The organism is Glycomyces lechevalierae, assembly GCF_027622945.1.
GTDB classification, from domain to species: Bacteria; Actinomycetota; Actinomycetes; order Mycobacteriales; family Micromonosporaceae; genus Glycomyces; species Glycomyces rutgersensis.
This window is the reverse complement of the sequence record NZ_JAPZVQ010000001.1, coordinates 720,979-744,204: the sequence shown is the minus strand read 5'-3', so window position 1 is coordinate 744,204 and position 23,226 is coordinate 720,979. Positions and strand designations below refer to the sequence as shown.

16 protein-coding genes are annotated in these 23,226 nt (G+C 71.7%); 7 read left to right on the top strand and 9 right to left on the bottom strand.

The features are described 5' to 3' along the window. Window positions 1–28: 28 nt before the first annotated feature. On the top strand, window positions 29–1,342 hold the full coding sequence (locus tag O2L01_RS03425; protein ID WP_270120404.1) for a cellulase-like family protein: 1,314 nt from the start codon (window positions 29–31) through the stop codon (window positions 1,340–1,342). A 36-nt stretch (window positions 1,343–1,378) separates the two neighbouring features. Here O2L01_RS03425 and O2L01_RS03420 read toward each other — a convergent pair whose 3' ends face one another. Continuing rightward, complete coding sequence (locus O2L01_RS03420) at window positions 1,379–1,657, bottom strand: glutaredoxin family protein (RefSeq protein ID WP_270120403.1); 279 nt, start codon at window positions 1,655–1,657, stop codon at window positions 1,379–1,381. Between the two features lie 60 nt (window positions 1,658–1,717). Next, a complete protein-coding gene (locus O2L01_RS03415; protein ID WP_425555126.1) occupies window positions 1,718–6,307 on the bottom strand; it encodes an ATP-dependent helicase in 4,590 nt (1,529 codons plus the stop codon). A 123-nt stretch (window positions 6,308–6,430) separates the two neighbouring features. Here O2L01_RS03415 and O2L01_RS03410 point away from each other — a divergent pair, with 123 nt between their 5' ends. Next, window positions 6,431–7,294: a deoxyribonuclease IV gene (locus tag O2L01_RS03410; protein ID WP_270120401.1), complete on the top strand. Its 864-nt coding sequence runs from the start codon at window positions 6,431–6,433 to the stop codon at window positions 7,292–7,294. A 122-nt stretch (window positions 7,295–7,416) separates the two neighbouring features. After that, on the top strand, window positions 7,417–8,619 hold the full coding sequence (locus O2L01_RS03405) for a glycosyltransferase (protein WP_270120399.1): 1,203 nt from the start codon (window positions 7,417–7,419) through the stop codon (window positions 8,617–8,619). A gap of 55 nt (window positions 8,620–8,674) precedes the next feature. On the opposite strand, the gene O2L01_RS03400 is transcribed toward O2L01_RS03405, so the two are convergent. After that, window positions 8,675–9,361: an EF-hand domain-containing protein gene (locus O2L01_RS03400; RefSeq protein WP_270120398.1), complete on the bottom strand. Its 687-nt coding sequence runs from the start codon at window positions 9,359–9,361 to the stop codon at window positions 8,675–8,677. A 191-nt stretch (window positions 9,362–9,552) separates the two neighbouring features. Here O2L01_RS03400 and O2L01_RS03395 point away from each other — a divergent pair, with 191 nt between their 5' ends. Further along, a complete protein-coding gene (locus tag O2L01_RS03395; protein ID WP_270120396.1) occupies window positions 9,553–11,058 on the top strand; it encodes a hypothetical protein in 1,506 nt (501 codons plus the stop codon). Window positions 11,059–11,124: 66 nt separating this feature from the next. On the opposite strand, the gene O2L01_RS03390 is transcribed toward O2L01_RS03395, so the two are convergent. Genes O2L01_RS03390 through O2L01_RS03370 form a run of 5 tightly spaced genes read right to left on the bottom strand, consistent with a single transcriptional unit; the run spans window position 11,125 to window position 17,884 of the window. Then, window positions 11,125–13,560, bottom strand: a complete 2,436-nt coding sequence (locus O2L01_RS03390; protein WP_270120395.1) for an RICIN domain-containing protein — start codon at window positions 13,558–13,560, stop codon at window positions 11,125–11,127. Between the two features lie 41 nt (window positions 13,561–13,601). Next, window positions 13,602–14,831, bottom strand: a complete 1,230-nt coding sequence (locus tag O2L01_RS03385; RefSeq protein ID WP_270120394.1) for a mandelate racemase/muconate lactonizing enzyme family protein — start codon at window positions 14,829–14,831, stop codon at window positions 13,602–13,604. Between the two features lies 1 nt (window position 14,832). Further along, the gene (locus O2L01_RS03380; RefSeq protein WP_270120393.1) at window positions 14,833–15,660 is read right to left on the bottom strand and encodes a carbohydrate ABC transporter permease; all 828 of its coding nucleotides are present in this window, start codon (window positions 15,658–15,660) and stop codon (window positions 14,833–14,835) included. Further along, entirely contained in the window at window positions 15,660–16,616 is a 957-nt protein-coding gene (locus tag O2L01_RS03375; protein ID WP_270120392.1) for a carbohydrate ABC transporter permease, read from the bottom strand. Before O2L01_RS03375 ends, O2L01_RS03380 begins: the two co-directional genes overlap by 1 nt. A 2-nt stretch (window positions 16,617–16,618) precedes the next feature. After that, a complete protein-coding gene (locus tag O2L01_RS03370; RefSeq protein WP_270120391.1) occupies window positions 16,619–17,884 on the bottom strand; it encodes an ABC transporter substrate-binding protein in 1,266 nt (421 codons plus the stop codon). 138 nt (window positions 17,885–18,022) lie between these two features. Between O2L01_RS03370 and O2L01_RS03365 the strand changes: the two genes are divergently transcribed. Further along, window positions 18,023–18,793: a FadR/GntR family transcriptional regulator gene (locus O2L01_RS03365; RefSeq protein ID WP_270120390.1), complete on the top strand. Its 771-nt coding sequence runs from the start codon at window positions 18,023–18,025 to the stop codon at window positions 18,791–18,793. A 271-nt stretch (window positions 18,794–19,064) separates the two neighbouring features. Beyond that, window positions 19,065–20,375 carry a ricin-type beta-trefoil lectin domain protein gene (locus O2L01_RS03360; RefSeq protein WP_270120389.1) on the top strand — a complete coding sequence of 437 codons (1,311 nt, stop codon included), beginning with the start codon at window positions 19,065–19,067 and terminating at the stop codon, window positions 20,373–20,375. 92 nt (window positions 20,376–20,467) lie between these two features. Here O2L01_RS03360 and O2L01_RS03355 read toward each other — a convergent pair whose 3' ends face one another. Further along, the gene (locus O2L01_RS03355; protein ID WP_270120388.1) at window positions 20,468–21,895 is read right to left on the bottom strand and encodes a glycoside hydrolase family 43 protein; all 1,428 of its coding nucleotides are present in this window, start codon (window positions 21,893–21,895) and stop codon (window positions 20,468–20,470) included. A 254-nt stretch (window positions 21,896–22,149) separates the two neighbouring features. On the opposite strand from O2L01_RS03355, the gene O2L01_RS03350 reads away from it, so the two are divergent. Continuing rightward, on the top strand, window positions 22,150–23,130 hold the full coding sequence (locus tag O2L01_RS03350) for a glycoside hydrolase family 43 protein (protein ID WP_270120387.1): 981 nt from the start codon (window positions 22,150–22,152) through the stop codon (window positions 23,128–23,130). Window positions 23,131–23,226: the final 96 nt, after the last annotated feature.

Sequence of the window (23,226 nt, the reverse complement as noted above, 5' to 3'; positions counted from 1 at the left end):
CATGTCAAGCCCTCATAAGGTCGAAGGCATGCCGACCGAAGAGCCGAGGATCGTCCTCCCCGCTGCACTCGACCACCTGCCCGAACGCCTCGCGATCACCCTCTGGGACTTCTCCTGGTACGTGCGCACCGGCCCGGGCGAGCCCTTCGCGGACCTCGACGCCGCGTTCGCCCGCGCCGTGGACCTCGGCTACAACGCCGTGCGCATCTGCGCGATGCCGTTCCTGCTCTTCAGGTCCGGCGTGGACACCTCCGCGCTGCGCCTCGAACCCCTGGGCGGCGCCGGAGCCTCCAACGGCTATGGCTCACGGGTGCGCTGGTACGACGTGCGCGAGCCGACCGTGATCGACGCCAAGGCCCACCTGCTGGAGTTCTGCCGCGCCGCCGACCGCCACGGCGTCAAGGTGATCGCCTCCTCGTGGGAGTACCAGCAGAGCCCGGCCTTCGCCGCCGACCCGGCCTGGTACGAGGCCCTGCACGCGGTCGACCCGGAGGACCGGCTCGCCGTTCTCGGCGAGGCCCAAGCGGATCTTGTGGACTTCCTCGCCGAGCACGGCCTCGCGCACGTGATCGCGTGCGTCGAGCCGCACAACGAAGTCCAGATCGGACACCTGACGGCCGGGCTGCCCGGCGTCGAGGACGCGGTGGTCGAACTCCAGGGCCGGCTCGAGGCCGGCATCGCCGCCTTCCAGGCCCGCCATCCCGAGGTCCTGTGCGCTCCGAACTACGGCGGCGTCCCGATCGGGTCCCTGCGCGGCCTGCCGCGCAACGCGACCGCGCTCGGCTTCCACCCGTACGTCTACGGCGTGCTCGACGACCTCATCGAGGAGTTCGGGCTGCGCCGCGACCCGGCGCTGTTCGACCAGGCCCGAGCCGACGCCGAACTGCTGCGGGCCGGGGCCCCGCCGCTCGCCGAGTGGCGGCTGCCGGAGGCCAACGCGTGGAAGCTGAAGGCCTCGATCATGCAGCCGGTCGAGATCTACGTGCACGACTGGTGCGACCCCGAGAAGTTCGACCGCTGGCTCTACAACGGCTATGGGGCGCACCGGATCGCGATGGCGAACCGGCTGCGCGACTGGATCGACGCGGCCGCCGACCACGCGGCCCGGCTCGGGGTCCCGGTGTTCTTCGGGGAGGGCTGGGTCGGCTACACGCCGCGCGACGGCCGCTTCGAGGAGGGCCCGGTGGGGGCGCAGATCTGCCGGGACGCGATCGCGCACTCGGTGCGGGTGGGCGCGTGGGGTTCGATCGTCTGCTCCAACGCCGCCCCGCAGCACCCGATGTGGGCCGATGAAGCGCTGCAGCGCGAGTGCAACGCCGCGCTGCTCGCCCCGGTGAAGTGAGCTGAGGCCCGGGTCAGGGACGACCCGGGCCTTGCCTTACGCGTTCAGGAGGGACAGTTCGCGGAGCTTCGCCTCGACGTCGGCGTTGCTCGGCTCGACCTGGTGGGTGCCGTCCGGGTAGACCACGACCGGGATGTTCGTGCGGCCCGAGATGCGCCGGGCCTCGTCGGCGGCGGCCGGCTCGGTCTCCAGGTCGACGTAGTCGTACGCGACGGCGAGCTCGTTGAGCTGCCGCTTGGTGCGGCGGCAGTCCCCGCACCATTCGGCCCCGTACACGCGGAGCGCGGTGCCGTTCGTGCCTTCGGCGTCAGCCATGTGGGTACCTCTCCTTCTGACGGTCTGCAACGGTACGCCTTCCGGCCGCGCGGCGGCCGCTCACGGACGGAGCCGGTAGGCCTTGTGTGTCGCACGGAACCCCGCCGCCTCCAGGAGCGGGCCGATCGGCGCGGAGAGCGCCGTGGCGTCGTTGACGCGCTCGATCGACACCGCGCCCGCCGCGTCGGCCCGTACCGCGTCCGCGAGCGCTTCGACGGCCACTTGCATACGTGGGTCCGTTTCGCCTGCGGGCCAGGCGAGGAGCGTCCTGCCGCCGCGTTCAAGGTAGAGGACGAGCTCGCCGTCGACCAGGACGACGAGCGACCCGGCCTTGCGGCCCGGCTTGTGCGCCGCGGCCGAGGGCGGTTCGGGCCAGGGCAGGGCCGCGCCGTACGCGTTGGCGGGGTCGGTCGCGGCCAGGACGATCGTCTCGGGTTCGTGCGGGCGTTCGCGGCCGGCGGCGACGGCGCGCAGGCGGTCGACCGCCCCGTCCGCGGCGAACTGGGCCGCGCCGAGGCCTTCGACCACGTACCCGCGCCGGGCCTTGCCGGACTCCTCGAAGACCGAGAGGACCCGGTAGACCTTCGCGAACCCGCCCTCGATGTCCTCGGCGGCCACGGCTCCGCGCGTCACGACGCCGTGCCGGTCCAGGAGCGTCGTCGCGAGCGCGTGGGCTCGCACCGTGGCGTCCGTCGCGGGCGCGGGCAGCAGCGACCAGCGTCCGGCCACGGTGGGCGGCACGGCGATGCCGGTCCCGGCGCGCAGTTCGCGCCAGCCTGAGCCGACGCCGGGGGAGTACCGCCCGCGCGGGGCCGGGCGCTTGGCCCGGTGGGCGGTCGCGCCGGGCGCGCTGCCCGAGCCGAGGTGGGCGCGGAGCGGCGCGAGCGTGTCGTTGGTGACGCGCCCGGCCCACACGAGGTCCCAGAGTGCTTCGGCCAGTTGGGCTTCCAGCGCCTCGGGGTGCTCGACGCGGACCTGCTCGGCGAGCTGGCGGAAGAACAGCCCGAACCCGCCCGCGAGGGCGTCCAGGAGCGCGTTGTGGAGCGGTCCGGCGTTGAACGGCACGGCCTCGGGGAGGAACAGCGGCGCGGTCTCGGCCGGGTAGAGCGCGATCCAGCCGTCCGTGCCGGGCAGCGCGCCCGCCCCGGCCCACAGGACCTCGCCGGAGGCGGTGAGCTCGTCGAGCAGCGCGGGGCTGTAGTCGGCGACGCGGGCGGGCAGGATCAGTTTCTCCAGCGCCGAAGCGGGGACGGGCGCGCCTTGGAGCTGTTCGACGGCATGGGCGAGGCCGTCCACGTCGCTGAGGCCGCCGCCGTGGTGCTGCCATTCGGGCAGGAACGCGGCGAACGCGGCAGGGGCGACCGGTTCGAGCTCTTTGCGCAGGGCCGCAAGGGAACGGCGTCGCAACCGCCGCAGCACCGAGAGGTCGCACCATTCGCGGCCCTCGCCGCCGGGCCGGAACTCGCCCCCGGCCAGGCGGCCGTCCGCGGCGAGGCGCTGGAGCACGCCGTCCGCGACGGCCGTGCCGAGGCCGAAACGCGTGGCGGCGTCGCCGGAGGTGAAGGGGCCGTGGGTGCGGGCGTAGCGGGCGAGGAGGTCGCCGAGCGGATCGGGCGAGGGCTCGAGGAAGACCTCGGGGACGTCGGCGGGCAGTGTGACGCCGAGGGCGTCGCGGAGGCGGCCCGCGTCTTCGACGGCGGCCCAATGCTCTCGACCGGCGATGCTCACGCGCAGCGCCCGCCCCGCGGCCGCCAGGGACGCGGCCCAGTCAAGGTCCGCGCCGCGTTCGGCGAGTTCGTCGTCCCGGAGCGGCCCGAGGAGGCGCAGCAGGTCGGCGACACTCTCGGCGTCCCGCGCCCGGCGGTCCTCGGTGAGCCACTGCAGTTCGCGCTCAAGGGATTCGAGCGCCTGCGGGTCGAGCAGCTCGCGCAGCTCGGCCTGGCCGAGGAGTTCGCCGAGGAGCCGCGAGTCGAGCGAGAGCGCGGCCGCCCGCCGCTCGGCCAGCGGCGTGTCCCCCTGGTACATGAACTGCGCGACGTACCCGAAGAGGAGCGAGCGCGCGAACGGCGAGGCCTCCGCGGTCGTGACCTCGATGAGCCGCACGCGGCGGGCCTCGATGTCGCCCATGAGCTCAGCGAGGCCGGGCACGTCGTAGACGTCTTGCAGGACTTCGCGAACGGCCTCGAGGATGATCGGGAACGACGGGTACTGGGCGGCCACTTCGAGCAGTTGGGAGGAGCGCAGCCGCTGCTGCCACAGCGGTTGGCGTTTGCCCGGCTGGCGGTGCGGCAGGAGGAGGGCGCGGGCGGCGGCCTCGCGGAAGCGGGAGGCGAACAGGGCCGAGCCGCTGACGGCCTCGGTGACGAGGTCGGTGATCTCGCCCTTGTCGAAGGCCAGGTCCGTGGGGTCGAAACCGAAGTCGTCGGTGTCGGGCAGGCGCAGGACGATGCCGTCGTCGTGGTGCATGAGCTGCGGGTCGACGCCGTGCCGTTCGTGAAGGCGGGCACCGAGGGCGAGCGCCCAGGGCGCGTGCACGCGGGCGCCGAAGGGGGAGTGGACGACGACGCGCCAGTCCCCGAGCTCGTCGCGGAAACGCTCGACGACGATCGTGCGGTCGTCGGGCACGTGCCGGGTGGCCTCGCGCTGCTCGTCGAGGTACGCGAGGGCGTTGCGGGCGGCGAAGTCGTCCAGGCCCGCCGCGTTCAGCCGCTCGTGCGCGCGATCCTTTGGGAGCGAGGCGATCTCGCGGGTGAACTCGCCGAGCGCGCGGCCGAGTTCGAGGGGCCGTCCGAGGCTGTCGCCGATCCAGAACGGGAGCCGCCCGGGCACGCCGGGCGCGGGCGAGACCACGACCCGGTCGCGGTTGACCTCCTCGATGCGCCACGAGGAGGTGCCGAGGGAGAACACGTCGCCCACTCGCGACTCGTACACCATCTCCTCGTCGAGTTCGCCCACGCGGCCGCCGCCGCGCTTCGGGTCCGTGCCCGCCAGGAACACCCCGAACAGGCCCCGGTCGGGGATGGTGCCGCCGGAGGTGACGGCGAGGCGCTGGGCCCCCGGGCGGGCCGTCAGGTTCCCGGTCGTGCGGTCCCAGACGAGGCGCGGGCGCAGCTCGGCGAACGCGTCCGACGGGTACCGGCCCGCCAGCATGTCCAAAGTGGCCTCGAATGCGGATTCGGGGAGCGACGCGAACGGCGCGGCGCGGCGCACCAGCGCGAGGAGGTCCGCGGTGGTCCAGTCGTCCATCGCGCAGATCGCCACGATCTGCTGGGCGAGCACGTCGAGCGGGTTCGCGGGGACCTGCATCGCCTCGATCGCGCCCGCCCGCATCCGCTCGGCGACGACCGCGGACTGGATGAGGTCGCCGCGGGTCTTGGGGAAGAACACGCCGCGCGAGACCGCCCCGACCTGGTGCCCGGCCCGGCCGACCCGCTGCAGCCCGGACGCGACCGACGGCGGCGCCTCGACCTGGACGACGAGGTCGACCGCGCCCATGTCGATGCCCAGTTCCAGGCTGGAAGTGGCCACGACGGCACGCAGGCGGCCCGCCTTGAGGTCCTCCTCGACCTGCTTGCGCTGCTCCTTCGAGATCGAGCCGTGGTGCGTGCGGGCCAGGACTTGCGGTGCGGCCGGCGTCGCGGAGGCGTTGCCCATCAACTGGGCCGGGCCGTGGTCCTCCGGGAGGCGCTGCCCGGTCTGCCGCTCGTGCTCGATCTCGTTGAGCCGGCTCGAAAGCCGCTCGGCGACGCGGCGCGCGTTGGTGAACACGATCGTGGACCGGTGCTGCTCCACGAGGTCGGTGATGCGCTCCTCGACGTGCGGCCAGATCGACCCGGCGGAGCGGGCCTCGGCGGCGGCGGACGCGCCGGCGACCGGGGCGCCCGCGAGGTCCCCCATGTCCTCGACCGGGACGACCACCGAGAGGTCGAAGACCTTCGCGGACGGCGGCTGCACGATCTCCACGTTCCGTTGCGGCGAAAGGAACCTCGCGACCTCCTCGGCGGGCCGCACGGTCGCCGAGAGCCCGATCCGCCGTGCGGGCCGGTCCAGCAGCGCGTCGAGCCGTTCGAGCGAGAGGGCGAGGTGCGCACCGCGTTTGGTGCCCGCGACCGCGTGGACCTCGTCGAGGATCACGGTCTCGACGCCCGCCAGCGCCTCCCGCGCCTTCGAGGTGAGCATGAGGAACAGCGACTCGGGAGTGGTGATGAGGATGTCCGGCGGCCGGACCGCGAGCGAGCGCCGCTCGGCGGGCGGCGTGTCGCCGGAGCGGACCCCGACGCGGATCTCCGGCTGGGGCAGGCCGAGCCGGGCCGCCTCGGCGCGGATGCCTTCGAGCGGGACGGCGAGGTTGCGTTCCACGTCGACGCCGAGGGCCTTGAGCGGGGAGATGTAGAGGACCCGGCAGCGCAGTTTCGGGTCCTCGGGCGGCGGGGCCGAGGCGAGCGCGTCGAGCGCGGACATGAACGCCGCGAGGGTCTTGCCCGAGCCCGTGGGGGCGACGACCAGCACGTCCTTCTCCTCGGCGAGGGCCCGCCACGCGTCCTCCTGCGCGGGCGTGGGCGCCTTGAACGCGCCGGTGAACCACGCGGCGGTCGCGGGGGAGAAGCGGTCGAGCGCGGGTTCGCGCGGTGCACGGGCCATGCCGTCCATGGTGCCCCGAACGGCCGACACTCCCGCCGCGTTCGCTGATCTGCCATGTGGGCCTCCCGGCCCTCGGGCTCCGCTACTGTAGCGAGCGCGAACGGTAGGAGACGAGTCGTCGGGAGGCGCCGGATGCCACGGAAGAAAGCGGTGCACCATCCGATCGGAGCGCACGTGCCCGTCGGAGGCGGCCTGGTCAAGCGCGGCATCCCCAACGCGCTCGAATTCGAGGTCGAAGCCCTGCAGGTGTTCATCGGCTCGCCGCGCGGCTGGGCCCCGCCGCGCCTGGACGCGGCGGTGGCCGAGGCGTTCCGCGACGAGTGCACCGCGCAAGGCTGGCCGGTCTACGTGCACGCCGCCTACCTGCTGAACCTCGCCTCCCCGGTGCCCGAGACCGTGGAGCGCTCGGTCGAGAACCTGCGCGTAGCGATGACCTCCGCCGCGCGGATCGGCGCGGCCGGGGTCGTCGTGCACGCCGGCTCGTCGATCGACGGGGACCGGGACGCGGCGCTGCGCCGCCTCCCCTCTGCGTTCCATGCGGTCCTGGACGATGCGCCGCCGGTCCGGCTCCTGGTCGAACCGACCGCCGGGGGCGCGAACTCGATGGCGTCCACACTGGCGAGCGCGGGCGAGTACCTGGAGGCCGTGGGCATTCCCGAGGTCGGGCTGTGCCTGGACACCTGCCACCTGCACGCCGCCGGTGAGCGGCTGTCCGATCGGGACGGTCTGGAGGCCTCGCTCAAGGCGCTGGGCAAGGCCGTGGGGTCGGACCGGATCGGCCTGATCCATTTCAACGACAGCAAGGACGCGTGCGACTCGCGCCGCGACCGGCACGAGGCGCTGGGCGAGGGCCTGCTCGGCGACGACGGCCTGAAGGCGGTCATGGCGAGCCCGGCGCTGGCCGGTGTGCCGCTGATCGTGGAGACCGCGACGCAGGCCCGCGATGTGGCCCATGCGAAGCGGCTGCTCGCCGAGGTGCAGTCCGAACGTTCTTGAGCCGCCGTCCCGGGTCCTGAAAAAGTGTCGACAGGCGACGGACCGTCGGTACGCTCGGGTGCGGGCCCTCCCCGGTCCACGATGGGCACTCCCCGCCGTCGAACCCTTCAGAAAGCAGAGCGATGCCTGAAATCCGTCCGCTGAGGGTGCTGTTCGTCGCCTTCAGCCGCTCGAGCCTCGGCCACGTGACGCGCATGCGCACGGCCGCCCGGCGCTTCGCCGACGCCGGCCACACGGTGGCCGTCGCCGCCCACGAAGAGGTCCGACCCCTCGTCGAACACGCTGGGCTGCAATGGATCGGCATCGACGAGATCGGCCCGGCCCCGGCCTGGCGCGGCATGAACGACGTCGCGAGCCTGCGCGCCTTCGCCCGCACGCGCCTCGCCAGCCCCGCCTACGTGCAGGCCTCCCTCGACGACGAGCTGCGCGCCATCGACGGGTTCGCGCCCGACGCGGTGGTCAGCGACATGCGCAACACGGCGTCCGTCGCGGCCTCCATGCGCGGCCTGCCGAGCTTCACCTGCCACAACCTGCGCCTCTTCCGCCACCCGATGCACGCGGTGCTCCCGGAGATCCTCGCGACCCTCGAAGAGGTCGGCATCGATCCCGCGCACCGCCGTCCCCTCGGGGACGCGGTGCTCGTGCCCGACCTGCCCCTGCTCGACCCGCTCTCCGACGTCCCGGCCGAGACCGCCGGGCTCATGGCCGGACTGACCGCCGAGATCCGCCACATCGGACCGCTCGTGCCGAGCGAGCTGCTGGAGCAGCCGGTGCGGCGCGACCGCGAGCCGGTCCTGAACGTCACGCTCGGCGGCTCGGGCGCGGGGGACAAGGACCTGCTGCGGATCGCGGCCGCCGCGAGCGGCCTCGGGGTGCGCCTCGCGGTGACCCTCGGCGTCGACGGACCCGGCAGCGACGCGCTCGCCGAACAGGTCCGCGCGGCCGCCGGCGACGCCGACATCGAGATCGCCGCGTTCCGCCACGACGCCGTGGACCTCATGTCCCGCAGCGCCGCCGCCGTCGTCCACGGCGGACACGCGTCGATGATCGAGGGGCTGCTCTGCGGGACCCCGCTCGTGTTCGCGCCCCACTCGAACGAGCAGCGCGGCAACGCCGCCCGCGTCGCCGGGCTCGGGCTCGGCACCGTCGCGGCCGAAGACGACTCGACCGAAGCGGTCACGGCGGCGATCCGCGCCGCCCTCGACGCCGACCGGGAGCGGCACGCCGCGTTCGCCTCCGTGCTGCGCGCCGCCGACGGCGCGGACGCGATGCTCGAAGCCGTCGAACGCGCGGTCGCCCTGCGCCGCTTGGAAACAGCGCACTGAAAAGCCCCGGGCGACGCGTCGGAAATGAGCACGTCGCCCGGGGCCTCAGGTCCGGTCAGAAGCTGGCCGGGGCCAGGATCGGGCTGCCGACCCTGCCCATGAGGTCGTTCGCCGGGTGGTTGCGCTCGCTCCCGAGGAAGAAGCTGAAGATCGCGCTGCGCCACTCGTCGGGCGAGATCCGGTTGTCGTGGTCGGCGTCCAGGTACTCGAACACGCGGTGGCTCTCCTGGTAGTCCACGCCGTTCCAGTTGCGCATGAGCTGCACGAACTCGCCGGAGCTGATGAGGCCGTCCCCGTCCTCGTCCGCGATCGAGAAGTACGCGTCCGCGATCGACGCGAGCTTCGCGGCGGCAGCGAACTGGTCCGCGAGCATGTGCTCGGCCAGCGCCGTCCGCAGCTCCCGGCGGCCGACGCGGCCGTCGTCGCCGATGGCCTTCGGCGCGATGAACTCGGCCCACAGCCGCTGCGTGGCCTCGTGGAGCTCCATCCCCATCGGGCTGTCGACCGGGACGCCCCGGGCCCCGAGGACGCGGCCGGCGGCCTCGATCAGGTTCGCTTCGGTGATGTAGTCGTTCCCGGCGGTGTCGAGCGTGTCGAACCAGCGGTCGAACTTGTTCAGGCGGACCCGGCCGACCGTCGCCGTCGGCTTGAGCCTGGTGCCGATGGCGATCGCCGCGCCCGCGGCCACAGCCGCCGCGACGGCCCCGACTGCGATGGCCCTCTGCTTCGTCTTCGCCTTCATGGATCTCCCGTTCCTGTGTCATCGCGTGACCGGACCCCGTACGGGGAATGTCCGGTTTCATGTCCAGATCGGATCGTGCCACGGTAAGGACGGCGAGGGACTGAAACCGCTGATCCCGCCCGCTCGCCGGGACCGGTCCCGAGCGATCGGTGCTCCACTGGGACGGTCCCGACGCCCCGAGGAGTGCCGCCATGTACCCCGAACCCGCCCCGACCGAGCCGCCCATCGCGCCGCCGACCGCGCCGCCGTCCCCGCGTCCCCGGCCCGCGACCGATCCGGTCGTCGCCGTCGCCGGGAACGCCACCATGCTGGGCCTCGGCTACATGTCCATGCGTCGCCCGGTCCTCGCGGCGCTGGCCCTGACCGGGACCGGGTTCCTGCTGTGGTCGGCCGCCGTCCAGACCGAGAACCCGCTCTGGCGCTACCTGCTGCCCGCCTGGGGCCTGGTCATGATCGTCCACGCCTGGTGGCTCACCCGCCGCGTGCGCCTCGACCGCCTCGCGACCCTGGGGGAGGACCCGGCCCGGCGGCCCCGGTTCTTCGCCGTCACAGCCGCCGCGCTCGTCCTGCTCACCGTCACCTGGTTCAGATTCGACGCGTGGTGGATCGCCCATGATGCCGAGGCCGCGCACGCCGCCGGGGACTGCGAGGAGGCCAACGCCGCGCTCGACCGTCTCGACGTCGTCCACCGCGTCGCCTTCGGCCCGGCCGTCCTGCGCGGCGAAGAGGAGCACGAGGCCTGCGACCTGCTCCTGGCCGCCCTCGACGCCTCGCCCACCGAGGCCGCGGCCACGCTGGAGACCTATCTCGACCACCCCGGCGCCCTCTGGGACGGCGCGGGCCCCAAGCGCGCCGAGTTCCTGTTCCAAGCCGCCCTCCTCGACGGCGTCCCCAACCCGGCCACGATCGAGCGGGGCTTCACGCAGCTCACCGACACCCTCGCAGACCACCCCGGCCAAGCCGACACGGTCGAAGCCACGGTCACCGCCTTCATGGACGACCTCGCCGAGGCCCCGTCCCCCTGCACCGGCCACGCCGTCGACGACTGGCTCGCCGGACGGACCTGGGACGCCGAGGCCATCAGCGCACCGGTCAACGCCGCCGCAGGCCAGGTCCCGGACCGGCTCCTCGACTGCGCACAGGAACGCGTCGAGACCCAAGACGCCGCGGCCCTCTTCCGCGAATTCCTCACCGCCTACCCCGACCACGAACGCGCCGCCGAAGCCGCCGACGGCGTCCTCGCCTCCGGCACCTACTGCGCCGACCCGGTCGCCTACCCCGCCGCCCCCGACGCGGGCGGTCCCGGACCCCACCCGATGCGGCTCGTCGGCACCTGGACCGCCGAGGGCCGCGGCTTCCCCGACTCCTGGCTCGCCGCGACCGCCGCCGAGACCGCACTCGCGGTCTGCGTCGAAGCCGAGGTCGGCGAGTTCCAGGAGTCCTGCCAGTACCGCCGCCCCGACGGCAGCACCTTCTGGGCCGGGTTCTTCGCCCACCGCTTCACCATCGAGGCCTACTCGCTCAAGACCGGCGAACTCGTCGACGAGTACGCCCGCGAGATCGGCGACCCCTGCCCGAACCGCCTCGACGGCACCTACAACACGATCTCCCTCTACATCTCCGACACCACCATGACCATGGCCTCCGAATACTCCGACGAGGACTTCCGGAACATGTTCACGAGACTCATGGACTGAGACCCGCTGCGCGGCAGCGCAATGGCGCGGCCCGCGAGGGCCGCGCCACCATCATCCGAAAGGGCCCTAACTCAGCGTCCACTTCTGGTTCGAAGCGCCCGTGCAGCTCCACAGGTGCACCTTCGTGCCGTTGGCCGTCCCCTGACCCGAGACGTCGAGGCACAGCCCCGACGCCGCGTTCGTGATCGAGCCGTCCGCGTTCCGGTTCCACTGCTGGTTCGCACCGCCGTGGCACGTCCAGATGATCGCCGGCGTGCCGTTCGCGGTCCCGCCGCCGGAGGCGTCGAGGCAGCGCTTGTTCCCGTCGGCGTACACCGTCAGTTCCTTTGCGGCCGTGTAGGTCCACAACTGGTTCGCGCCGCCGTGGCAGTCCCAGATCTGCACCTGGGTGCCGGTCGCCGTCGCCGAGTTCGGCACGTCGAGGCAGCGGTTCGCGCTCACCGAGTGCAGCGCGCCGGTGGTCGCCCCGGTCCCGCCGTCGCGCGGACCCGCGTCCGCCATGATCCGGGACGCCTCGGCGGGCGGCGAGCCCGCGCTGAACGTCGTGTTGTTCCGGACGGTGTTGCCGCGCTGGCCGTCCACGAGCCCGGTGATCGCCGAGTTCGTGGTGTAGTTGCCGGTCAGCGTCATGTCGCCGGTGAGGTTGCCGCTCTGGTTGTTGGCGTGCGCCCACTGGCCCGCGGTGTTGCGGAAGACGTTGCCGTTGGCCGTGAAGTACCGCGAGCCCTCGTCGAAGTACAGGCCGAGCTGCCCGCTGTTCTCGCAGAAGTTGCCGTTGATCGTGCTGCTCGGGTGCGCCGAGAGCGAGTAGATGCACCCGGCGTCCCACAGGGTCTCCACGACGTTGCGCACGTGGTTGCCCGTGACGTGCACTTCCCGTGCGGTCGTGGGCGTCTGGTAGATCGGCTGGTAGTCGTAGAGCCCGCGGTTGAGGTACTCGGGACTGCCGCCGGGGTCGTTGGCGCCCCATCCGAAGCCGACGTTGATGCCGCTGTACGGCATGTCGGACACGTAGTTGTGATCGATGGTCAGCCGCGTCGCGTAGGTGCCGAGGATCGCGGCGTGGTCGAGGTATTCGACGGCCGTGTCGTGCACGCTGTTGTCGCTGATGAGGATGTCGCTGTTGACCATCCGGGCGTCGGACGGGTGGTGCGCGTCGGGCCGGACGCCGCCGACCACGATGCCGCCGCCGGCGCTGGAGGTGAACTCGTTGCGGAGGACCTTGATGTTCTTGGCGCCCAGGCCCACACCGGTGCTGTGGGCGTTCGCGTCGTTGCCGATGCCGAGGGCGACCGAGCCGAGGTTCACGAAGTCGTTGTCCGAGAACGTGATCCCGTCGGAGGCCGAGACCTGCACGGCGGCCGGGGCCTGCGCCCAGGAGTTGCGCGCCGCCTCGAAGCCCTTGCAGCCGGACTTGCACGAGGTGAACGCGTCCGCGGGCCGGTTCGGCTGGACGCCGGTGATGAACGTGCCGGTCTGCTGGTTCGCGTACCCGTTGTTCGAGCCCGGTTCGAGCCAGGTCGTGCCGGTGAAGGTGAGCCCGGAGAACACCAGGCCGCGCACCGGCGCGTCATAGGTGCCGCCGACCTCGACGAGGGTCTTCAGGCGCGGCAGCTCCACCTTCGCGTTCGCCATGTTCTGGCCCGAGAGCGGTTTGTAGTAGAGCCGCCCGGCGGTCGTGTCGAGGTACCACTCGCCGCCCTGGTCGAGGAAGCGCTTGGAGTTGAGCAGGTAGAAGGTGGGGTTGCGGAACGGGCTCTGGATCGTGTCGTACCCGTAGGTGTTGTTGTTCCACGCGGGCTGCTGCATGGTCACGGTGCGGCCGCTGATGCCCTGCACGGGCGCGAACCTGTTGGTGAACGACAGCATGGCCTGGAGTTCGATGCGCTGCTTGTCGGGCAGCGAGGCGAGGTAGTCGAAGTTGCCGTTGTTGAGGGTGAACCCGGAGGCGTTGAGCGTCATGTCGCCCGCGGCGATGCCGGTGCGGGCCCGCTGCGCGAGCCGTCCGTCCACATAGAGCTGCCGGGTGTCGAAGCCGGTGCCCACGTCGGCCCGGTAGACGCCCGTGGCGGCGTCGTCGAGGGTCCAGCCGGTCACGGCCTGCGCGCCGGTCACGACCGGGTGGGCGCCGTCGGCGGCCTTCCAGGTGACGGTGTGGCCGTTCTTGCCGGAGTCGCCGGCGCCGAACCGCAGCGGGGCGCTGAGCCGGTAGGTCCCGTCGAGCAGGTTCACCGTGACGTCGCCGTCGCCCGTCGCGGCGGCCGTGCGGGCGCGCTGCTGGGCGGCGGTGAGGGTCTTCAGGGGCTGGGCGGCGGTGCCGGGATTGCTGTCGTTGCCGTTGGGGGAGACGTAGTAGGTGTACGCGGTCTGCGCTTGTGCCGGGGAGGCGCCGAGGGCCGCGAGGGCTCCGGCGACGGCGAGAAGCAGGGCCGCCGCGAGGGCGGGGATTCGGTTCTTTTGTGAGCGCGGTTGAGGTGAATGCAGTGGGGGTGAATGCCGCATGTCGTTGTGCCTTTCCTTCATTGGCGAGGCAGGGTGGTGGGTTAGGTGACGGGTACTCGCCGGGCGGGCGGTGCCTCGGTCTCCTCCGTTTCTCGGCGAGCAGGGAATCGGTGGGAATCGTTGCCCTGCAAGGCGGTGGCCAGCAGGTGCAGTCCGGCGCGCGCGGGCCGGACGCCCGGCCCGGCGGGGTCGGCCGGGCGCGGCGCGCTGCCGAGTCCGGCGATCGCTCCCTCATGGACGGTGAGTCCGAGGCCGGGGCTGTCGCCGAGGACGAACGCGCCGTCCTCGATGTCGAGGTCGGCGGTGACGCCGACGGGCGGGCGCAGGTCCTGCAGCTCGCTCACGAGGTGGTTGGGGACGGACGTGGCGGCGTGGAGCAGGCCCACGGGGATGTTCCCGATGGGGCTCACCGGGAGGTCGAAGGCGTGGGCGAGCGCGGCGACGCGCAGGAAGTGCGTGACGCCGCCGACCGCGGCGGTCTGCACGACATCGACTGCGCCCGTCTGCAGGAGCGGCCGGAACTGCTCGAGTCCGGTCAGGTTCTCGCCGGTCGCCACGGCCGCGCGCACGCCCCGCTGGACGACGGCCAGCCCGTCGGCGTCCCAGCGCCGCACCGGCTCCTCGACCCACGCGAGGTCGAGGTCGCGTTCGAGTTCGCGCACATGGCGCACAGCCTGCTTGCGCGACCAGATCTCGTTCGCGTCGAGCATGAGCCCCGGCCGCGGCGTGCCCGCCTCGATGAGCACGTCCCGCACCAGTGCGAGCCGGCGCCGGTCCGCTTCGACGTCAAGGCCGCCTTTGAGTTTCGCGGCCCGGAGCCCGCGCTCGGCGTACACGCGGTAGGCCCCGGCCAAGGCCTCGTCGTCCAGGCCGATGTCGAGACCGGAGGCGTACGCCGGCACGACCCGGTCGCGCCCGCCGAGGAACCGCCACAGCGGCTCGTCCGCGCACTGCGCCTTGAGGTCCCACAGCGCGGTGTCGAGCGCGCCGATGGTGGCGAACAGGGCCCCGCCGTGCCCGGCCTTGAACGCGCGCCGCAGCATCCGGTCGTACAGTGCGGTGACGGCGCGCGGGTCCTCGCCCTCGATCGCGGCGAAGACCGCCGCGATCTCGACGTGCGAGCCGATCCCGACGCCGGTGAGGCCTGCATCGGTGTCCACCAGGACGATCGGGACGGTGGTGGTGCCGTCCGCGAAGACGCCGTTGGCGTCGCCGACGGGCCGGGCCCATTCCTGGACCGTCGTCAGCGCGCGGTAGCCGGTGATCCGCATGTCATCCCTTCGTGGCGCCGGCCGTGACGCCGGCGGTGATCTGGCGCTGGAAGCAGAGGTAGAGCACGAGCACCGGCACGGCCGCGATGAGCACGCCCCCGGCGAACGTGGGTATGTCCGCGGAGTACTGGCCGCGCAGCGAGGTCACGCCGACCATGAGCGTGCGGTGCTCGGCAGAAGGCATGAGCAGCAGCGCGATGAGCACGTCGTTCCAGCAGAACAGGGCGTTGAGGATGCCCACCGAGAGCAGCGCGGGCCGCCCGAGCGGCAGCATGATCCGCCCATACACCCCGTACACGGAGTTCCCGTCGATGCGGGCGGCGTCGATGATCTCGGCCGGGATGCCGCTGTAGTAGCTGGTCATCAGGAACACCGTGAACGGCAGGAACTGCGCGGTGTAGGCGAGGATCAGCCCGGGGTAGGTGTCGATGAGCCCGGCCTGCCCCAGCGTGCGGGCGAGCGGGACCATGATGACCTGGAACGGGATGAACAGTGCCGCCAGGCACGCGAGGTACAGCACCCTCGATCCTCGGAACCGCAACTGGCTCAACGCGAATCCCGCCATCGACCCGAACAGCAGCAGGAGCGCCACTGAGCCGGAGACGACGAGGAGCGAGTTGGCGAGGTACCGGCCCATGTCCGCGCTCGACCAGGCGGTGGCGAACGCGTCCCAGCGCAGGCCCTCGGCCGGCGCGAACCGGTCGAGCACGTATTCGCGGCGGGTCTTCATGGCCACGTTCGCGGTGAACACGAGCGGGTAGACGGTGGCGAGGGCCAAGGCGGCCATGGGGATCGCGGCGATCCAGCGTCCGGCGCGGAGCGGCGACATCAGTCCTCCCTCCCGGTGCGGCGCAGCACCGCGATCTGGGCGAGCCCGACGACGAGCATCACGCCGAAGAGCACTGTGGACGCCGCTGAGGCGAGCGCCGGGCGGCTCATCTGGCCCTGCTGGAACCAGATGTAGTACTCGGGCAGGTAGGTCGAGCCCTCCGGCCCGCCGCCGGTCATCACGTAGAGCAGGCCGAACATCGAGGTGAGCATCCCGATCATGGTCGTCACGACCACGAACTGGATCGTGCGCGAGAGGCCCGGGACGATCACATGCCGCACCACGCGCGGCAGCGAGGCGCCGTCCACGCGGGCCGCGTCGATGAGCGAGGCGTCCAACGTGGCGAACCCGGCGAGGAACACCACGAGCGCCATCCCGAAGGTCGCCCAGATGTGCACGGCCACAACGGCGTACATCGCCACATCGGGATCGCCGAGCCAGTCGACCGGCCCGATCCCGACCGCGCCCAGCAGTGCGTTCACCGGCCCGTCGAACGCGAGCAGCAGGTTGAAGATCGCGCCGATGATGACGGGGGAGAGCACGGCCGGGAAGAAGTAGACGCCGCGGTACACGCGGTGCCCGGGCACGCGCATGTAGACGAAGGTGGCGAGGAGCCCCGGGATCGCCACGGCCACAGGCAGGAGCAGCACGAGCAGGCCCACGTTCCGCATGGACGCGAGGAACAGCGGGTCGTCGAAGAGGGTCGCATAGTTGTCGAACCCCACGGCCTGCCCGTTCCGGTCGCCGTCGCCCGTGAACGAGAAGTTCACGCCGAGCGCCAAGGGGTACAGGCGGAACACGCCGATGATGAGCGCCGCGGGGGCGACGAGCACGTACGGCGCGAGCCGTTCGGCCCGGGACTTGCCCGCGGCGCCGCGCCCGGATCTCACGCGGCGCCGCGGGGTCTGGGCGCCGGCCCGGACGGGGGTCCGGACCGGCGTTGAGGCGGCGGTCATGCCTACCCCTGGTCGCTCTCGGCCAGCTGGGCCAGCGCGTCGTCCACAGTGACCGATCCGCTGAGGAGCTGCTGGGACAGGCGCCCCATGAGCTCCAGCGTCTCGGCGGAGAGGGCCACGTGCAGGGCGGGCTCGCCGGTCTGGATCGCGTCGACGATCTGGGCCGTGGCGGGCCCGGAGCTCGAGGCGTCGATGGTGGTGTCCGCGGCGATCGCGCCCGCGTCGGCGTAGAACGCCTCCAGTGCGGCCGTCGAGGAGAGCGAGCGCACGAGGTCGGCCGCGAGCGCGGGGTCCTCGGTCCACTCGGCGACGCCGTAGCCGATGCCGCCGTCGTACGGGAGGCTCGGCACGGCCGCGGGGTTCGCGAGCGGCGCGGGCATGACGCCGACGTTCTCGGCGCCCAGGAACTCGCCGAAGTCCTTCCAGTGGCCGACGTCGGACATGAGCCCGATGACGTGGGCGGCTTCGCCCGCGTCGAAGATCGCGAACTCGTCGTTGAACATCGCCGTGGAGTTCACGCCCTCGTTGTTGAGCCCGGACTGCTCGGCCTCGACCCACATCTCGAAGAGGCGCTTCACGTTCGGGGAGGTCCAGTCGCGGTCGCCCGCGATCCAGGCGTCGTACTCCTCGGGCGTCAGCACGCCCGAGCCGAGACCGGAGAGGAAGAACTGGATGCCGATGCCCTCCTTGTTGCCCAAGGCGAAGCAGGTCGCGTCGGTCTTCTCCTCGATCTGGGCGCAGTCGGCCAGGAACTCCTCCCAGGTGGCGGCGGGCGCCTCGGGGTCGAGCCCGGCCTCCGCGTAGAGGGCCTTGTTGTAGTAGATCGGGTGGCCCTGCAGGGTCACGGGCGCGGCGTAGATGTGGCCGTCGGCGCTGAACGCCTCCCAGCCGGCCAGGCGCTCCATGTCGTCGGCGAGGTAGTCCTCAAGGGGCAGTAGGGCGTCGGTGCGGTCGCGGAGCTGGCCGCCGCCGTTGAAGAGCATGACGTCCGGGCCCTCGCCGGACTGGATCGCCGTGCCCAGCAGGTTGTAGTACTGGTCGAACGGCTGGGCCACGAACTCGACCTCGACGTCCGGGTGCGCCTTGGCGAAGTCGGCCTTCGCCTGCTCGATGTAGGACTTCGCGGTCTCGTCGCCGGACTTCCAGTCCCACACGACGAGGGTGCCGGACTCGCCGCCGCCTCCCGTGTCGGGCCCGGCGGCGCTGCCGCATCCGTACAGCGCAAGGGGCGCAATAAGAACGCTCGACCACAGTGCTCGTCGCTTCATTGCAGATCACTCTCTGTAGGGGCGCCGGAGGGGTCCGGCTCACAGGGTCGCCGGTTAACATAACTCGTATGACGTCTTACGTCAATGGAGTGATGTCGTATACTGGGCGGCGACCCCAGCTCTGTGTACGGAGGACCGATGACGGCACTGCAGCGCCCGACGGCGCCGGAACCCGCGCCCCCGGCCTGGTCGCGCCGGCCCGCCAACCTCGCGAAGGCCGTCACCGCCGAACTCGTGCGCCGCGTCGTGCGCGGCGACTACGAGCCCGGCTCCGCGCTCCCGGCCGAGCACGCCCTCTGCGACGCGTTCTCGGTGAGCCGCACCGTGGTCCGCGAGGCCGTGAAGGTCCTGCAGGAGAAGGGCCTGGTGCAGATCCGGCAGGGCTCGGGCACCGCCGTGCTGCCGTCGACCTCGTGGAACCTGCTCGACGAGCTGGTGCTCGCCGCGGTCATCGACGACGACGCGACCCTCGGCATCCTCGACGACGTGGTGGTCACCCGGCGGCTCCTGGAGTCGGACATGGCGAACGTGGCTGCCCGTACCGCGGACGACGAGGCCGTCGCCCGGATGGGCGAGCTGGTCGACCGCATGGACGAGCTCCTCGACGCCCCGGAGTCCTATCACGAGCACGACCGGGCCTTCCACGACACCGTCATGCGCGCCTCGGGCAACCGCATCGCGCGCGCCGTCGTGCGCTCCCTCGAAGGCCAGGTCATCAATACCGCGAGCTACATGGGACGGACCGAGCGCGCGCTGTGCGAGGCCTCGAACCAGGGGCACCGCCGCATCTTCGAGCGCATCGCCGCCCGCGACCCCGATGGCGCGGCCGAGGCGATGTTCGCCCACATCACGGACGCGTGGCTGGTGCGGCGCGCCGAGCAGGGCGACCCGGACCGCCTCGCGCGCTGAACGCGGCGCTCCGATGGGGAGAGATCCGATGTATCCCAACGGGATTCGTGGACATTTTGCGGCGAACTTCTGAAAGGCCGCGGGTATTGACCGCATAGATCCAATCTATATAGACTGGCGTCAATATTCAAGGCGCCGCACGGCCTGATCCCCGCACCGTCTGGGAGCGATCCCAGATGCGCTCCGGCCGCACCCTCCACTCACCCGGACCTCTCATGCGGTGCCGCCCTACAGGTCTCACACGAGCCTGACCCACAAGGAGTTCCGACCGATGTCGAGCATCAGATCCGTACTCGCGTGCCTCGGGGCCGCGATCGTCATGGCCGCGGCCGGGGGAGCGGCGGCACAGGCCGCCGAGACGCCCCAGGCCACCGCCTCCGACGTCACCGCGGCCGCCAGCACCGGCTGCGGCAAGGCCCCGACCCTCAACAGCGGCAACCACACCATCCAGAGCAGCGGCCAGAACCGCAGCTACATCCTGAAGGTCCCCGCCAACTACGACATGAACAAGCCGCACAAGCTGATCTTCGGCAACCACTGGTGGGGCGGCACCGCCAACGACGTCGCGGGCGGCGGCTCCGACGGATCCGTCTACGCCTACTACGGTCTCGACGCCCTGGCGGGCGGCTCGGCGATCTTCGTCGCGCCGCAGGGCCTGGGCAACGGCTGGGCGAACTCGAACGGCCAGGACGTCGTGTTCTTCGACGACATGATCCGGACCATCGAGGCCGCCCTCTGCGTCGACCAGTCGCAGCGGTTCTCCATGGGCTTCAGCTACGGCGGCGCGATGAGCTACGCGCTGGCCTGCGCCCGCCCGAACATGTTCCGCGGCGTCATCGCCATCGCCGCCCCCGGCGGCATCAGCGGCTGCTCCGGCGGCACCGGTGCGGTGGCGTACATGGGCGTCCACGGCGTCTCCGACAACATCGGCGCCGGCCGCGGCCTGCGCGACCGGTTCCTCGCCAACAACGGCTGCGCCGCGCAGAACGCGCCGGAGCCGGCGGCGGGCAGCCTGACGCACATCATCACCAACTACTCGTGCCGCGCCGGGTACCCGGTCGTGTGGGCCGCGTTCGACGGCGGGCACCAGCAGGGACCGGTCGACGGCTGCAGCGGCTGCGAGAGCGGCGCCCGCAGCTGGGTCAAGGGCGAGGTCTGGAAGTTCATCAGCCAGTTCAGCTCGACCCCGCCGGCCGACACCGACCAGGTCAAGAACGCCGCGGCGAACCGCTGCCTCGACGTCGCGGCCCAGTCCACGGCCAACGGCGCCCTGACGCAGCTCTGGGACTGCCACACCGGCACGAACCAGGCGTGGACCCGCACCGCCTCGAAGCAGCTCTCCGTCTACGGGAACAAGTGCCTCGACGCGGAGGGCGCGGGCACCGCTCCCGGCACGCGGGTCATCATCTGGGACTGCCACACCGGCGCCAACCAGCAGTGGAACGTGAACAGCAACGGCACCATCACCGGCGTCCAGTCGGGACTGTGCCTCGGCACGGTCAACAACGGCACGGCCAACGGCACCGGCGTGGTCCTGGCGACCTGCAACGGCTCTTCGAGCCAGAACTGGTCCCTGGCCTAGTCCGCGCAGCGGCGCACCCTCACCGCCGCACGTGAAAGAACGGGCCTCCCTTCTCGGGAGGCCCGTTCCTCTTGCGCTCCTTCGCTACCGGGCTACACCGCGAACTGCCACGAGTCCACGTTGAACAGGTAGCCGCTCCCGCCGGTGAACCGCAGGTACACGTCGTGCGTCCCGGTCGCGCCGCTCACCGGGCACGACACGCTCGACCAGGTCTGCCAGCCGCCGGTGCCCGTCACCGCGCACGTGCCGACCCGCGTCCCGGTCGGGGAGTCGAGCCGGACCTCGATCGAGCCGCCCGCGGTCGCCGAGGCCACCCGCGCGGTGAATTGGCGCGCGCCGGTGCCGAACGCGGCGCCCTTGACCTTGATCCAGTCGCCGTTCTCGATCCAGCCGACGTTCATCCCGCCCCCGCTCGCCCGCTCGGTCTCGATCCCGGACTCCCAGGCGATCGTCTCGGCCTCTTGGCGCACATAGGGATTGAGGGTGCCGACCTGCGGCGCCCCCGCGGTGGTCATGTTGATCTGCGGGAAGGTCCCGTCGGCGTTGTACGTGAACTTCTCGACGGCCACGGACCTCGTGAAGCCGCCGCCGCCCGGCAGGGCGCCGTTGTGGTAGAAGAAGTACGACGATCCCTTGAAGTCGATCACCCCGGCGTGGTTGGTGAAGCTCGAGCCCTGCGTCGGCATGATCGTGCCGCGGTAGGTCCACGGCCCGGTCGGCCCGGGGGACGTCGAGTACGCGATGAACTCCGAGCAGCACTGCGCGGCGAACACCATGTAGTACAAGGAGTTCCGCTTGTAGAACCACGGCCCCTCCTCGTACAGGGTCGGCCGCTGGGCGTTGTTCGGGCGCGAGCCGAAGCCCTGCGTCGTGAGCTGGATCTTGGTGGGGGAGCCCGAGTACGAGGTCATGTCGGCGTTGAGCTTCACGTACCACAGGTTCGGGTTGCCCCAGTAGAGATAGGCCTGCCCGTCGGTGTCGATGAAGACCGTGGGGTCGATCTCGCCGTTCTCGACGAGCGGGTGCCCGATGGCGTCCCGGAAGGGCCCGGTCGGGCTGTCCGCGACGGCCACGCCGATCGCCATCCGGCCGGTGGCGTCGTTGACGACGGGGACGTACCAGTAGAACTTGCCGTTGCGCTCGACGGCCTGGCCGGCCCAGGCGTCCTGACGCGCCCAGCTGAACGTGTCGATGTTCAGCGGCGAGCCGTGGTCGGTCCAGTTGACCATGTCGTCGGACGACCAGACGCGCCACTCCTTCATGGTGAACCAGGTCGAGGCGTCCTCGTCGTGCCCGGTGTACAGGTAGACGCGGCCGTTGTAGACGAGCGGCGCGGGGTCGGCGGTGTAGATGGTCTGGATGATCGGGTTGTCGGCCTGTGCCGGGTCGGGCGACGGATCGGCGGCGGTGCTCAGCAGGGCCGCGACGAACGCCGCGACCAGCGCCGCCGCGAGGCGGCCCCGCAGGTGCCGGGGTTTCGGACGCAGCGTCTTGGGATGGGGGCTCAGAGGTGGAGTCATGGGAGTACCTCTCCGGCGCTCGCGCGCCACGGGTGTCACGCAGGATGCTCGGGTCGCCCGTGATTCGTCCGGCGTTTCCGCCGGGCGAGCGCGGGCTTCGGGCCAGGGTATCCATAGTGTCCATATATGTAAATGCCTCGATATAAAAATGATCTGATGTTTTCCCGCTCCGGATCTTGGCCGGACCGGGCGTTCCAGGTACCGTGAACCTTCCCGGAAATGCCCCGGCGCCCCCTGCGACTCCAAGGAGACCCGTGTCCACCGCAACCGCCCGTGCTTCTGACGGCGCTTCCGCTCATGCCGGCTACCTCTACGTGCACTTCAAGCGCGAGGCGGCCGACGGCGAGCAGATCTACTTCGCCCTCAGCGAGGGCAACGACCCGCTGCGCTTCGACGACCTCAACGGCGGGGAGCCGGTGCTGCGCTCCACGCTGGGCGAGGGCGGCGTCCGCGACCCGCACATCGTGCGCTCCCCGGAGGGCGACCGGTTCTTCATGGTCGCCACCGACCTGCAGCTCTTCAAGAGTCACGACTGGGACCGCCATGTGCGCTGGGGCAGCCGCTCGATCATGGTCTGGGAGTCCCGCGACCTCGTCGACTGGGGCGAGGGCCGACTCGTCGAGATCTCGCCGCCGGAGGCCGGCAACACCTGGGCGCCTGAGTCCGTGTGGGACCCCGAGCAGGAGGCCTACCTCGTGCACTGGTCCTCGACGCTCTACGACGACCCCCAGGCGCACGAGGGCGAGAGCTACAACCGGATCATGTGCGCCACCACCCGCGACTTCCGCGAGTTCTCCGCGCCGCGCGCGTGGATCGACCGCGGCTGCCAGACGATCGACACCACGGTCATCGAGCACGACGGCCTCTACTACCGCTTCACCAAGGACGAGCGCGAGCGCGGCGGACTGGCGCCCCTGGGCAAGTCGATCTTCTCCGAGACCTCGCCGTCCCTGACCGCCGCCGAGTGGACGCCTCTGGCCGAGGGCATCGGCCTCGGCGCGATCAAGCAGGGCGAGGGCCCGCTCGTCTACAAGTCGAACACCGAGGAGAAGTGGTACCTCTGGATCGACGAGTTCACGCCCGAGCGGCGGTACGTGCCGTTCGAGACCGACGACCTCGCGGGCGGCCAATGGACCCCCTCCACCGATTTCCGGCTGCCGAAGGACCCGTGCCACGGCGTCGTCCTGCCCGTCACGGCTGAGGAGTACGAGCGCCTGGCCAAGGCCTGGGCCTGAGTTCACGGGAGGCGGGGGGGCCCCCCGGGCCCGCGCGGGGCCCGGGGCAGGGGGGGGGCGGGGGGGGGTGGGCGGGGGGGGGGGGGGGGGGGGCGG